This window comes from Nocardia sp. NPDC055321, assembly GCF_053645575.1.
In genome coordinates this window covers 368,850-381,680 of record NZ_JBSHMS010000003.1, presented here as the reverse complement: position 1 = coordinate 381,680, position 12,831 = coordinate 368,850, and the positions used below count along the sequence as shown (strand labels likewise).

The 12,831-nt window shown below is 71.1% G+C and carries 12 protein-coding genes; 7 read left to right on the top strand and 5 right to left on the bottom strand.

The features are described from left to right. Positions 1-25 precede the first annotated feature (25 nt). On the bottom strand, positions 26-472 hold the full coding sequence (locus tag ACWIGI_RS06570) for a MarR family winged helix-turn-helix transcriptional regulator (protein ID WP_454201337.1): 447 nt from the start codon (positions 470-472) through the stop codon (positions 26-28). A gap of 297 nt (positions 473-769) precedes the next feature. Next, on the bottom strand, positions 770-2,395 hold the full coding sequence (locus ACWIGI_RS06565) for a DEAD/DEAH box helicase (RefSeq protein WP_454201336.1): 1,626 nt from the start codon (positions 2,393-2,395) through the stop codon (positions 770-772). Positions 2,396-3,117: 722 nt separating this feature from the next. Between ACWIGI_RS06565 and ACWIGI_RS06560 the strand changes: the two genes are divergently transcribed. Beyond that, entirely contained in the window at positions 3,118-3,693 is a 576-nt protein-coding gene (locus ACWIGI_RS06560; protein WP_454201335.1) for a TetR/AcrR family transcriptional regulator, read from the top strand. Positions 3,694-3,700: 7 nt separating this feature from the next. On the opposite strand, the gene ACWIGI_RS06555 is transcribed toward ACWIGI_RS06560, so the two are convergent. Further along, complete coding sequence (locus ACWIGI_RS06555; protein WP_454201334.1) at positions 3,701-4,747, bottom strand: DUF6745 domain-containing protein; 1,047 nt, start codon at positions 4,745-4,747, stop codon at positions 3,701-3,703. A gap of 42 nt (positions 4,748-4,789) precedes the next feature. Continuing rightward, positions 4,790-5,107 carry a hypothetical protein gene (locus ACWIGI_RS06550; protein ID WP_454201333.1) on the bottom strand — a complete coding sequence of 106 codons (318 nt, stop codon included), beginning with the start codon at positions 5,105-5,107 and terminating at the stop codon, positions 4,790-4,792. 186 nt (positions 5,108-5,293) lie between these two features. On the opposite strand from ACWIGI_RS06550, the gene ACWIGI_RS06545 reads away from it, so the two are divergent. From ACWIGI_RS06545 to ACWIGI_RS06520, 6 genes are read left to right on the top strand one after another with little or no spacing between them, the layout of a single operon-like run. After that, positions 5,294-6,244, top strand: coding sequence for an STM4015 family protein (locus ACWIGI_RS06545; RefSeq protein WP_454201332.1), 951 nt, complete (start codon positions 5,294-5,296; stop codon positions 6,242-6,244). Continuing rightward, positions 6,241-7,380: an STM4014 family protein gene (locus ACWIGI_RS06540; protein ID WP_454201331.1), complete on the top strand. Its 1,140-nt coding sequence runs from the start codon at positions 6,241-6,243 to the stop codon at positions 7,378-7,380. Before ACWIGI_RS06545 ends, ACWIGI_RS06540 begins: the two co-directional genes overlap by 4 nt. Next, on the top strand, positions 7,367-8,209 hold the full coding sequence (locus ACWIGI_RS06535; RefSeq protein WP_454201330.1) for an STM4013/SEN3800 family hydrolase: 843 nt from the start codon (positions 7,367-7,369) through the stop codon (positions 8,207-8,209). Before ACWIGI_RS06540 ends, ACWIGI_RS06535 begins: the two co-directional genes overlap by 14 nt. Then, a complete protein-coding gene (locus tag ACWIGI_RS06530) occupies positions 8,206-9,537 on the top strand; it encodes an STM4012 family radical SAM protein (RefSeq protein WP_454201329.1) in 1,332 nt (443 codons plus the stop codon). The genes ACWIGI_RS06535 and ACWIGI_RS06530 overlap by 4 nt, the downstream gene beginning before the upstream one ends. A gap of 4 nt (positions 9,538-9,541) precedes the next feature. Continuing rightward, the gene (locus ACWIGI_RS06525) at positions 9,542-10,393 is read left to right on the top strand and encodes an STM4011 family radical SAM protein (protein WP_454201328.1); all 852 of its coding nucleotides are present in this window, start codon (positions 9,542-9,544) and stop codon (positions 10,391-10,393) included. A 35-nt stretch (positions 10,394-10,428) separates the two neighbouring features. Further along, the gene (locus ACWIGI_RS06520; RefSeq protein WP_454201327.1) at positions 10,429-11,820 is read left to right on the top strand and encodes a DUF6882 domain-containing protein; all 1,392 of its coding nucleotides are present in this window, start codon (positions 10,429-10,431) and stop codon (positions 11,818-11,820) included. Between the two features lie 91 nt (positions 11,821-11,911). Here the strand turns inward: ACWIGI_RS06520 and ACWIGI_RS06515 are convergent, their stop codons facing one another. Beyond that, entirely contained in the window at positions 11,912-12,697 is a 786-nt protein-coding gene (locus ACWIGI_RS06515; protein WP_454201326.1) for a hypothetical protein, read from the bottom strand. Between the last annotated feature and the right edge of the window lie 134 nt (positions 12,698-12,831).

The following is a 12,831-nucleotide window of genomic DNA, read 5'->3' as shown; positions in this document are numbered from 1 at the left end:
CACTCCCCGCTGCGGTAGGCGCTGCTCAGGGTGCTGTCCAACCGGCGAAGGCGGCCAGCAACGCCGCGCCGACCTGTCGCAGGATGGGATCGGAGTCGGGTCCGAAGAGCAGCTCGTCCACCTCGGTCACCGCCTTGCGCGCGTCGCCGAGCAGGGCCGTGCCCGCCTCGGTCAGTTCGATGGTCGAGGCCGAACCCGCCCGCGCGTTCCGGTCGCGCACCAGGCCCGCCGCGACCAGAGCCTTCACCGCGGTGTGCACGCTCTGCACGCTGGTGCCCGACATCCGAGCCAGGTCGCTGAACGACGCCCCGGGCACACCGGAGATATGACCCAGCAGCCCGAGCCGGCTCACGGTCAACTCGAGCGGCGCGAGCGCGGCGGCGAGTTCGGTCTCGACCCTGCGGGCCAGGGTCAGCACCAGAATCGACGCACTCGACACCGGCGGGCGCTGTGCCGAATCCTCGGAGGTCATCCGGTCATCTTCGCGCACGGCCCGGTGCGCGGTCGAACCGCACGCCAACCCATCGGGACAACTCGACGTATACGCGGCGGGGTGGCCGCGGCGGGGTTTCCCCGGCGTGCCCAGGCAGCCGCGGTCAACGGAATCGACCGGGGCAGCCGGGGCCGAAGCAAGCGCCGGCCGGGTATCCGGAGTGGTTGGGCAGCCTGGCAATTCACCGCGGTGCTGTCGGAAACACGGATCGGGCCCGGCACATGCCGGGCCCGATCGTTGTCATGCGTGCCGCGCGCGTGAATTCACGCGCGCCGCTCAGTAATTGCGCGTGCCGCGGCGCTGCTGCTCGCCGGTGGCGGCCGACTGCGGGCGCGAGGCCCGGCGGCGGGGCGCTCCCGCGTGGGCGCGGGCGCCGTCGGTGCTGCGGGTCGCGGTGGCCGAGCGCTCGTCGGAGCGGGCCGCACCGGCGGCACGACGCTCGCCGGACTGGGGGCTGCGCACGCCGCCGGTCGCGGTGCGGCCACCACCGGTAGCGGTGCGACCGGCGCCCGCGGTGGTGCGACCGCCGCCGGTGCTCGCGCCGCGGTTGCCGGCGCCCGTGCCGCGAGCCGCGCCGTTACCGCCGCGTCCGCCGCCCGCCGGGCGGGCCTTGGCTGGGCGGGCGGACTGCCCGCCGCCGGGGCCGCGGCGACGGCCGCGGTTGCCGGCGACATCGCGATCGTCGGAATCGCTTGCGCCGGTGGTGGTTCCGGGGGTGACCAGGGGTGCGATCGGGCCGACCAGGGCCGTCACCGCGGGGGACTGCGCGGTCACGCGCTCGGGGCTGACGTTCAGGCCCGCCTTGCGCAGCAGCACCGCGACGTCCTTGCGCTGCTCGGGGAGAACGACCGTGACCACGTCGCCGGAGGATCCGGCGCGGGCGGTGCGGCCCGAACGATGCAGGTATGCCTTGTGTTCGGCGGGCGGATCGACGTGCACGACCAGCTGCACGTCGTCGACGTGCACGCCGCGGGCGGCGACGTCGGTGGCGACCAGGACGCGCGCGGTGCCCGCGGCGAACTGGGCCAGGTTGCGATCGCGGGCGGCCTGGGACAGGTTGCCGTGCAGATCGGTGGCCGGGATACCGGCCGCGGTGAGCTGCTTGGCCAGCCGGCGCGCGTGATGTTTGGTGCGCATGAACAGGATTCGGCGGCCCTCGCCCGAGGCCAGGGCGTAGACCAGGTCGCGCTTGGCGTCGCCGCCGCCGCTGACCTCGAACACGTGGTGGGTCATGTCCGGCACCGGCGAGTGAGCCTCATCGACGGAGTGCGACAGCGGATTTCGCATGAAGCGCTTGACCAGCTTGTCCACGCCGTTGTCGAGGGTGGCCGAGAACAGCAGCCGCTGCCCGGTGGCCGGGGTGGCCGCCAGGATGCGGGTGACGCCGGGCAGGAAGCCCAGATCCGCCATGTGATCGGCCTCGTCGAGGACGGTCACGCGAACCGCGTCCAGCGAGACCAGACGCTGCTTCATCAGGTCTTCGAGCCGGCCGGGGCACGCGACGACGATGTCGACGCCGGACTTGAGGGCCCGGGCCTGACGGTTCTGCGGCACACCGCCGAAGACGGTGGTCACGGTCAGTCCGACGGCGCGGGCCATGGGCTCGAGCGCCGCGGCGATCTGGGTCGCCAGCTCGCGGGTCGGGGCCAGGATCAGGCCGACCGGATGGCTCGGGTCGGTCGCGCCCGCGCCGTCGGCGAGCCGTTCGACCAGCGGAATCGAGAAGGCGAGGGTCTTGCCGCTGCCGGTGCGGCCGCGGCCGAGCACGTCGCGCCCGGCGATGCTGTCGGCCAGGGTCGCGGCCTGGATCGGCAGCGGTGCGTTGATGTCGTTCTTCGCCAGGGCGGCGACGATCGCCTTGCGCACGCCGAGGGCGGCGAAGGACACGGGAGGAGTCGTCATAGGAAGTACGGGTGCCTTTCAGCATCGGAAGTAGCCGCAGCGGTCACAGGACTGTTCGTCCGTACCTTGCTGAGTGCGCTGCGTGGCCGACGCGAAGAGAAGACATCCACGACGGAAGGAGTATGCAAGATCAATACTCGGTAGTCACAACCATAGCCCACCTCGCCGGATTCCCCGCTATCGCTGTGACGTGTCCGGCATTCTCCCCACACCGGTGCGCCCGCGCCCTGCCCGGCGCGGGCGCGTGGCCCCGGCGCCCGCGCGAGGGTGCGGGCCGCCGGGCCGGAACCGGTGGCGCTACATACCGATTGCGTACAGCAACCACCCGACGACGACGTCCTGGGGCGCGCCCATCAGGAATTGCGCAATCGCGTTGGAAACGCCGTTGATGAAGTTCATCGCACTGATCCTTCGTCGTAGTCGATGTCACCCCCGACTGGCCCGTCTGTCCGGTCCATCGGGGTCCGCGAGATGCCCGTTACCGATCGGCAATCGTGGTGGGCTGCTCCGCCGTTCGAATCGTCCGGCGCTAGCGCGAACCGTTCCTGCCCGGTCGCGGCATGACGTTCCGGGTGCTGCGCGGGGGTAGCGGGCGAACCTGCCGGCGCTGGTGAGCGAGCTGCGCGGGGAAGGTGCTGTGCTGCTTTCGCATGTTACCGCCTCAGATGTAGTACTCTGCGTGAACTGACTGAAACGTAGTACTACGGATGGAGTGGTGTCAAGTGGTTCGGACGAATCCCGAGCGACGGCAGGCCCTGCTGGACGCGTCGATCGAGGTCCTGGCCCGGGAAGGGGCCCGCGGGCTCACGTTCCGGGCCGTGGACAAGGAGGCCGAGGTGCCCGCGGGGACGGCGTCCAATTACTTCCCGGGCCGGGACGCGCTGCTGGTGCAGGTCGGGAACCGCTATTACGAGCGGCTCATCCCCGGTGAGGAGGCCATGGCGAAATCGCGTGGCCCGCAGACGCGCGAGTCCATGACCGAACTCATGACGGAGGTGGTCGAGCGGGTGTCCCAGTTCCGCACCGGATATCTCGCGATTCTGGAGTTGCGGCTCGAGGCCACCCGCCGCCCCGAACTCCAGGCGCTGCTGACCGAACGGGTGCGCGCGGACCTGGATTTCAATATCGCCAACTACCGCGATTCGGCGCTGCCCGGCGACGAGGAGGCGGTGGTGATGCTCTATCTGGCCTTGAACTGGCTGATCCTGGATCGCCTGACCCTGCCCGGCATCTTCGACGAGAAGCGCGCCGCCGAACTGGTGAAAACCCTGGTGGACCGGGCTATTCCGGCGACGTGAGCGGGCGTCAGGTCTGGCGCAGCGGCTCGTACTCGTCGGCCTCGAGACCGAAGGTCCAGGCGACGCCCTGCTTGGCGGTCGTCGTGTCCGGGGGCACGCGGAGCCAGTAGGTGTTGAAGGAGCCGTCGGGCTCGGGGGTGCTGTTGACGACCTCGACCATCGCCACGTCCTCGTCGTCGGACAGCGGTATGCGCCAGAGGATTCCGGTCTCGTCCCGATGGACCGGCTCGGCGTTGGACTCGGCGAGGTACCGGTCGTAGCCGAAGTGCTCGAGCATGACGCGGCGCAGTTCGGCGTTGGACTCGGCGCGGATGCGCGCGGGGGTCAGGGACGCCAGTTCGTCGAAGAAGCCGTCGGGCACGGGCATGCCGTGCCAGGCCGCCGGGGTGAAGCCGTCGGCGTAGCGCAGGGCCGGGCCGTCCTCGCTGTGCAGGCGGCCCGCCTCGTCGCGGCGCAGGCGCACCGGGCGCTCGCTGAAGACCACCACGTGTTCGAAGGGCCACCACCAGCCCGTGTTTCGCGCCAGATCCGCGAGCGGGGCCAGCCGTTCGCCGCGCTCGTGGAACGCCACCAGCCACGGCGCGTCGTGCTGTCCCAGGACGGCGTCGAGCAGGATTCCGCGAATCTCGCTCACCGCCGCGCCGCGCGTCCGGCGGGTCTCGGCGGTGTCGCGCCGGCCCTCGGGAGCGGGGCCGAGCAGCGCGTCCACCACGCCCGCGCGAATGCGATCGGTGAGAGTGCGCGTGGTGTCCCACAGTTGCGCGCCGGTCGCGTTCCACAACTCGGCCCAGCCGCCGGGACCCAGATCCCGGTGCGCGCTCTCGCGTTCGGCCGCCCACGGCCGCGTGCGCACCGCGTCGCGCACCGAGTCACCGCGCCGTTCCAGCGTGCGAATGGCGTGCACGGCCGCCAGCGGCGAATCGACCCAGACGTAGCGGGTCGGCACCGCGAGCCCGGCGGCGCGGTACGCCCGGCGCGCGGCGGCCTCGGCGGCGGCGCGGTCGGCCGGACCGGTGGCGGCCGCGACCGCGCGCCACTCGTCGATGTGTTGCATGTGAAATCCCGTCTGTGGCCGGTGAATCGGAAGCAGGGTAGGTCAGTCGGCGACGATGCGCACGGCGCCGGGCAGATACTCGCGCTGGCGCACCACGCGATACCAGCCCTTGGGCAGCACGATGGCGGCGTGCTCCTCGTGCACGAGTCGCCCGCCCTCGGGCAGATGCATGAGGGTCCGGGCGCCGGCGCGAATCAGCCTGCCGGGCGCGGCGACGGCGTGCGCGTGGCCGGTGACCTCGCCCAGCGCCAGCACCATGCGGCCCCGGGTGTCGCGCGGCAGCCCGGAATCGGCCCGTACGTGCGCCTCGACGGACTCCTCGGCGATCGGCGCGATCAGCACGTCTCCCTGACGGAACATGAGCTCTTCCCTTCCCCGGCCGTCGCCCCGCGCTTCGGCACGTTCACGAAAGTACGGGCGGGGTACGACAATTCGCGGCGCCCGGGAATTTCGCCGGGGCCGCGCCCCCGGGCTGTCGGGCGGGCTTGGTAGAACTGGCAGCGCACCTCGACCACCATCACCGAACAGGCGTACGGAGCCCGCGATATGGCCATTTCCACCCATCTGCAGGAGTTCCACGGGCTGCCCGTGTTCGACTTCCCCGATGCCACCTCCACGGCCGAACTGCCGGCCGCCGATCGCACGGCCTGGCGAATCGCCATCGAGGCGTGGGATTCCAAGGAGACCTGGGCGGAGGCGTTCGCGCGGTTCCTCGTGGCGGTCGAGACCACGGCGGTGCGCGCGCTGATCGTGGGCACCTGGGGCGAGGGCGACGAGGATTCCGAGCCGGTGGTGGAGGCGCTGATCGCGGCGCGGGAGTCGTTCCCGGCGTTGCGCGCGATCTTCCTGGGCGACATCACCTACGAGGAGAACGAGATCTCCTGGATCCACCAGTGCGATGTGACGCCGCTGCTGGAGAACTACCCCGAGCTCGTCGAGTTCGGCGTGCGCGGCGGGGAGAACCTGTCGTTCTCGCCGATCACCCACGCGCGCCTCGAGTCGCTGACGGTGGAAACCGGCGGTCTCGGTGTGGATGTCGTGCGGGGCATCGGCGCGAGCGAGTTCCCCGCGCTCACCAAGCTCGACCTGTGGCTCGGCACCTCCTGGTACGGGGCCACCGCCGCGGTGCCGGATCTGGAGCCGTTCCTGTCCGGCGCGCGCCTGCCGAAATTGACCTCGCTCGGCCTGCGCAACAGCGAGATTCAGGATCAGATCGCCGTCGCGGTCGCCGCTGCCCCGGTCGTGGCGCAGCTGCACACCCTGGACCTGTCGATGGGCACCCTCGGCGACGAGGGCGCGGAGGCGCTGCTCACCGGTCAGCCGCTGACCCATCTGCGCGCGCTCGATCTGCACCATCACTTCATCGGCCCGGCGATGGTCGCCCGTCTCACCGCCGCTCTCGAACCGGCCGGGGTCGTCGTGGATCTCACCGGCGCCGAAACCGAGGAGGACGAGGAAGATTCTCGGTTCCGGCGCTACACCGCCGTGGCGGAGTGAACGCCGGACCCCGCCTGGCCGTCGTCGGCAATCCGGAGAACCGCCGCGTCACGCTGTTCCAGGACGCGGTGCACCGCGCCGGATTACCGCCGGCCCGGCCGGTGCCGTGGCTCGACGTGCTCGGCGGGAGCGCCGAATTCGAGGCGGGGGAGCTGGTGCGCTTCGATTCGCCGGGGGAGAACCCGGAGGTCGAGCGGATGCTGCGTGGAGTGAGCGATCCGACCCGGGTCGAGGGGACCGCGCGGTGGTACACGGGGTTTCGCGCGGCGGCCGACTCGGTGCGCGAACGCGCCGGGGCCGCGGGCGCGCGGCTGCTCGATGATCCGGCCGAGCTCGCCGTGCTGTTCGACAAGCGGCTGTGTCACGCGCGGGTGGCGAATGCCGGTGTGCCGGTGCCGTTCTCGCCGACGTCCGGCTCCACGGCCGTTCTCGGCTGGGACGAGATCCGCGCCCTGATGGCCGATTCCGGGCTGCGCCGGGTCTTCGTCAAACTCGCGCACGGCTCCTCGGCCTCGGGGGTCCTGGCGGTGGAGACCGCCGGGCGCGGCCGGGTACAGGCCGTGACCTCGGTGCAGCGGGACGAGCGCGGGCGACTGTTCAACACGCTGCGCGTGCGCCGCTACCGCACCGAACTCGAGGTCGCCGCCATCGTCGACGCGCTCGCTCCCGACGGCCTGCACGTCGAACGCTGGCTGCCCAAGGCGTCGCAGGACGGGCGCAGCGCGGATCTGCGGGTGGTGGTGATCGGCGGGCGGGCCACCCACGCGGTACTGCGCACCAGCGCATCGCCGCTGACCAATCTGCATCTGGGCGGTGCGCGCGGGGATCTGGGCGCGGCGCGCGCGGCCATCGAAGCCGCGGGCGGGCGGTGGGAAGAGGTGTTGCGCCTGGCCGAGCGGGCCGCGGCCTGCTTCCCGGGCTGTTCGCGGGTCGGGGTGGACGTGCTGCCCGGTGTCGGCTGGCGGCGGTTCGCGATCGGCGAGGTCAACGCCTTCGGCGATCTGCTTCCCGGACTGACCGGTCTGGACGGTAGCGGTGCGGAAACCCGCACCACCTACGATGCGCAGGTCGACGCGATAGCCCGCGGAACCGAGACGGCCCGCAGAACGAGGAATGAATCAGGTGTCAGCGCCTAACCCGCACCCCGGTCAGCCGGATATGAACGAGGTCATCGGCCGCGACGATCTGCTGCTGGTCACCCTGGACACCCTGCGCTTCGATGTCGCCGCCGAATTGCTCGCGGCCGGGCGACTGCCGAATCTCGCCCGGCACCTGCCGAACGGCGAGTGGGAACGGCGGCACGCGCCGGGCAGTTTCACCTACGCCTCGCACCAGGCCATCTTCGCCGGCTTCCTGCCGACCCCCGCCTCGCCCGGCCCACATCCGCGGCTGTTCGCCTCGCGGTTCGCGGGCAGCGAGACCACCGCGGGCCGCACCTACGTCTACGACACCCCGGATCTGGTGTCCGCGCTCGCGGCCGAGGGCTACCGCACCGTGTGCGTGGGCGGGGTCGGATTCTTCAACCGGCAGGGCGCGCTCGGCTCGGTCCTGCCGAATCTGTTCCAGGACAGCCACTGGGAGCCGGAGTTCTCGGTCGCCGCGCCCGCCGCCTTCGAAGCGCAGATCGAGCGCGCCGAACAGGTCATCGCCGCGCTACCCGCCGAGCGCAGGCTCTTCCTGTTCGTCAATGTGTCCGCGCTGCACCAGCCCAACTGGTTCCATCTGCCGGGCGCCACCCGCGAAGCCGGCGACTCCCGGGAAACCCACGCCGCCGCACTGGAATACGTGGACCGGCACATCGGCAGGCTGTTCGCGGCGGTCAGCGCCCGGCGGCGCTGTTTCGCCATCGTGTGCTCCGATCACGGAACCGCCTACGGCGACGACGGTTTCACCGGCCACCGGCTCGGCCACGAATCGGTGTGGACGGTGCCCTACGCCCACTTCTTTCTCGAGGCAGCCACATGAGGACGATCACCCGGCCGCGGCCCTACCGGAACTACGTCTACGGGTACCCGCACAAGACGGCGTACCGGCCGCTGGCGGACCGGCCGGCGCTGGAGGAGCTGTGGGCGGACGAGCCCAAGGACGCGCTCTCGCTCTACGCCCATATCCCCTTCTGCGAGTACCGATGTGGGTTCTGCAACCTCTTCACCCGGGTCGGCGCGCCCGAGGATCTGACCGGTCGCTACCTCGACGCGCTCGAGCGGCAGGCCCGCGCGGTGCGGGCGGCGCTGGGCCCGGGACCGGTGCGATTCGCCGCCGCCGCGTTCGGCGGCGGCACCCCGACCTTCCTGAACGCCGGTGAGCTGGAACGGCTCTGCGACATCGCCGAGCTGCGCATGGGCGCGGACCTGCGGGAGATCGCGCTGTCGGTGGAGACCTCGCCCACTACCGCCACCGCCGACCGGCTCGCGGTACTGGCCGAGCGCGGGGCGACCCGGCTGAGCATCGGCGTGCAGAGTTTCGTCGACACCGAGGCCCGGGCCGCGGTGCGCCCGCAGCGCCGGGCCGAGGTCGAGGCCGCGCTGGAAAGAATTCGGGCGGTGGACATTCCGATCCTGAACATCGACCTGATCTACGGCATCGACGGGCAGACCGAGCGGAGCTGGCTGACCTCGCTGAACGCCGCGCTGGCGTGGCGGCCCGAGGAGCTGTACCTGTATCCGCTGTACGTGCGGCCGCTGACCGGACTGGGCCGCACGCAGCCCGGCAGCGAGGCCGACTGGGACGAGCAGCGGCTGCGCCTGTACGCGATCGGCCGGGATCACCTGCTGGACAACGGCTACGAACAAACCTCCATGCGCATGTTCCGGCGGATCGGCGCGGCGGCGAGCGGTCCGGACGACTACGCGTGCCAGACCGACGGCATGATCGGGCTCGGCTGTGGCGCGCGCTCGTACACCGCCGGGCTGCACTATTCGTTCGACTACGCCGTGGAGACCCGCGAGGTGCGCGGCATCATCGACACCTACACCGAGACGGTCAATTTCACGCGCGCCGAGGTCGGCCGGCGGATGGACGAGCACGAGGCCCGGCGCAGACATCTGCTGCAATCGCTGTTGCAGGCCCAGGGCATGGAGATCAGCGAGTATCGCGCGCGTTTCGGCGGAACCCCGCACGAGCACTTCCCGGCCGAGCTCGCCGAGTTCGAGGAATTGGGCTGGCTCGCAACGGGAACCGGTCCCGATCTGCTGCGGCTCAGTGCCGACGGACTGGCCTACTCCGACGCCCTGGGCCCACGGCTGTTCTCCCCGGAGGTACACGCGGCCATGGCGGCCTACGAAGCGAAGTGAGCCCGTGGATCTGACCATTCTCTATCGCGGTCCGCTGGCCTCCTGCGATTACGACTGCCCGTACTGCCCCTTCGCCAAGCGCCGGGACTCCCGCGAGCAGTTGCGCGCGGATCGCGCCGCGCTGGAACGATTCGCCGCCTGGGTCGGCGAGCAGCGCGGGGACCGGCTCTCGATCCTGTTCACCCCGTGGGGCGAGGGCCTGGTCAGATCCTGGTATCGCCGCACGCTCGTGGAACTCTCGCGGCTGCCCCAGGTCGCGCGGGTGGCGATCCAGACCAACCTGAGCTGCCGCACCGACTGGCTGGCCGACGCGGATCCGGACACCCTCGCGCTGTGGTGCACCTACCACCCGGATCAGACGCCCTACGACCGCTTCACCGGCAAATGCGCGGAGCTGGCCCGGCTCGGAATCCGGTACAGCGTCGGCATCGTCGGTTTCCCCGACCACCTGCCCGCCGCCCGGCGGCTGCGCGCGGACCTGCCCTCGCACGTCTACCTGTGGGTCAACGCGCCCGAGGGACATCCGCTGACCGACGCGCAGGCCGCGGCCTGGACCGAACTCGATCCGCTGTTCGGCTACAGCCGCCACCCGCACGCCTCGGCCGGAATGCCCTGCCGGACCGGTGAATCGGTGATCTCGGTGGACGGGGACGGCACCGTGCGCCGCTGTCATTTCATCCCCGCCGAACTCGGCAATCTCTACGATGGCACCTATCGGGCGGCACTGCGCCCCCGGGCCTGCCCACTGGCGCAGTGCGATTGCCACATCGGCTACGTCCATCTCGAAACCCTGCCGCTCTACGACGTTTTCGCAGGTGGCGTCCTCGAGCGCATTCCCGTCGGACTGTCCGGCTAGTCTGCGTCCACGTGGACACATTCAGCGAATCGCTAATGTCCTTCGCACGGGGGGTACTCGGCGGGGCGATAGAACAGCACATGTGGTTTTCCGGGCAGATTCCGCCGGGCCGGACCGGGTGCAGCGTGATCACCGGGATCGCGCGCATCGGGGAGCGCGAGTTCACGCGCTCGGGGCAACTGGGGAGTTTCGCCGAGGACCTGACCTTCATGTGGACCTGGGCCAAGCCCGACACCGCGGGCAGGCCGGGGGCCGAACACTCGGCGCGGCTGCGGGACATCGGGCTGCGGCACGACATTCCGGAGTTCACCACCGAACTGGTGGATCTGGGCGGCTTCCACGACCCGAAGCTGGCCGCCGATCACCTCGCCCTCATCTGCATGGGCGCGCTCGGCGCGCGGGGCATGACGAAGTTCAATCACGGCGGCCGGGCCTACACCTATCTGGTGACCGACGACGAGAGCGTGACCCGCGCCGAACCCGACCCGGCGCAGACGGGTTCGATCCTGCGCATCGCGGCGGAGCTGCTGCCCGGCGGCGGTGCGCGCGCGGTGATCAGCGGCTACGCGCACGGGCGCGGGCTGCCCGTGCGCGTCGCGCCCGCACCCGAGATCGCCGAGCTGACCCTGCCGGGGGACTATCGCCTCGCGTTCGAGATCGACGAGTGGGACACCATCGCCGACGTCGCGGTCTTCGGCCCGGACGGCCGGGCGTTCGCGCCGTCCCCCGCCCCGAGCCAACCCGACCGGCGCGGAACGCCTTTCGTACCGGACGCGCTGCTCGCCGCACTCGCGCCCGCGGTGCCGATCGTGGCCGGCCATCGCGGGGACACACCGGGCTACGGTGATCCCGCGCTGTTCGACGCGGAGCCGCGGGGCGCGGAGATCGGCCACTTCGACCCCGAGACCGAGACGTGGACCTGGGCGCCGGCCGACTGGGCGGGCAGCGCCGCGGTGCGCGCGCTGGCCGTCGAACACGGTGCGCCGCAGTTGAGCACGGACCGAGTGGACCTGTCGTCCGCGCCGGTCGCCCGCAATCTGGCGACGCTGCTGGCGACGGCCGCGGTCCGGCTGGGGGGCGGGCGGGGACTGCAGTACTACCGCCGCCCCGGCCGCGCGGGCTATGCCTGTTACGCGGTGACGGACCCGAATGTCGAAGTCTCCCCGAGCGATCCGGATATCGCCTGCCAGGTGATCGAGCACGCCGCGGACGTGGTGAATCCCCTCACCGACCCCGCCAACCGCTACCAGGTGATGCGGGAGATGATCGTCGGCTACTTCCAGCACCACGGCCTGCCCGTGCTGTACGTCGCCGAGCCGGAGCTGCTGATGGCCCACTTCGGCCTGTACGAGGTGCGCGCCGAGTTCGGGATCGACGGCTCCCTGATCCGCGCCGGATACGGCCTCGTGGGCGGCATACCCCTCTGAGGAGGTAGATATCTCTGCCGCACAACGTCATCCGCGCACGGAAAAGCGCCGCGGGCGGGGCCTGCGGCGCTCGAGCCAGGTGGTGCGGCGGTTACGCGGCGTTCAGGGGCAGGGAGATCACCAGGTCCTGTTCGTTCTCGGGCAGGTAGTGCACCCGCACCACCCGGCCGATCTGGACCTGGCCGACCTGGCTGGTCGGGAGGAACTTCTCGGTGCGGGCCTCGAACATGCTGCCGTCGGGGCGGGTCACCAGCAGGGTGAGATCGAGGCGGGGGTGACCGTCGCGGATCTCGCCGGGCACCGACAGCGACCGGACCACCGCCTGGGCGGGTACGCCGCGGCGGGCGATGTCGAGCTTGGCCGGGGTGGTGATGCCCTTGCGGACCATCGCGGCGTTCATGGCGTCCTGGGCGGCGACCGCGTCACCGGAGTGGTCGATCTCCACCCGGTCGGTGCGGCCGGGCAGGTACCGCACCGGCAGCACCACGCCGGTGCGCAGCAGGGCCAGTTCGGTGAGCGGCACGATCATCTTGGCGTGCGAGGGGAAGACCTTGCCGTCCACGCCCTCCACCCGCAGATCGATCCGCACCTGCGGCTGATCGTTGAGGGTGACGCCGGTGTGGCTGATGCCCTGCACGGTGCCCAGGCCGATCAGGCCGTTGCGGAATTCGGCGCTGTTGTTGCCGGTCAGGGCGGACATGATGCCGTCGCCGGTGAAGGCGAAAGCCATGGAGACGATGGTGAATCCGATGATCGGCAGGGCCATTTGCCAGCCGACCCAGCCGAAGACGTCATCGGAGGTGAGGCCGTGGAACAGGTAGTAGGCGATGGACAGGCCCAGGAAAACGAGGGCGCCGACGCGGATCTGGTTCTTCATGATGTCCTCGGGATCGGTGCTGATGAATCGAGTTGGGGGAGCCAGGTACGGACAGGCCCGGCACCAGGGGGGGGGGTGCCTGGGAGCGGTTTCCGCGTCGCGGGGCCCGGTGAAAACGTCGGCCTCAAGCGCGA

Coding starts and splice junctions, on each gene's coding strand:
- ACWIGI_RS06555 (WP_454201334.1), bottom strand. CDS start 4,747: ATGCAACACATCGACGAGTGGCGCGCGGTCGCGGCCGCCACCGGTCCG.
- ACWIGI_RS06530 (WP_454201329.1), top strand. CDS start 8,206: ATGAGGACGATCACCCGGCCGCGGCCCTACCGGAACTACGTCTACGGG.
- ACWIGI_RS06565 (WP_454201336.1), bottom strand. CDS start 2,395: ATGACGACTCCTCCCGTGTCCTTCGCCGCCCTCGGCGTGCGCAAGGCG.
- ACWIGI_RS06545 (WP_454201332.1), top strand. CDS start 5,294: ATGGCCATTTCCACCCATCTGCAGGAGTTCCACGGGCTGCCCGTGTTC.
- ACWIGI_RS06550 (WP_454201333.1), bottom strand. CDS start 5,107: ATGTTCCGTCAGGGAGACGTGCTGATCGCGCCGATCGCCGAGGAGTCC.
- ACWIGI_RS06520 (WP_454201327.1), top strand. CDS start 10,429: ATGTCCTTCGCACGGGGGGTACTCGGCGGGGCGATAGAACAGCACATG.
- ACWIGI_RS06570 (WP_454201337.1), bottom strand. CDS start 472: ATGACCTCCGAGGATTCGGCACAGCGCCCGCCGGTGTCGAGTGCGTCG.
- ACWIGI_RS06515 (WP_454201326.1), bottom strand. CDS start 12,697: ATGAAGAACCAGATCCGCGTCGGCGCCCTCGTTTTCCTGGGCCTGTCC.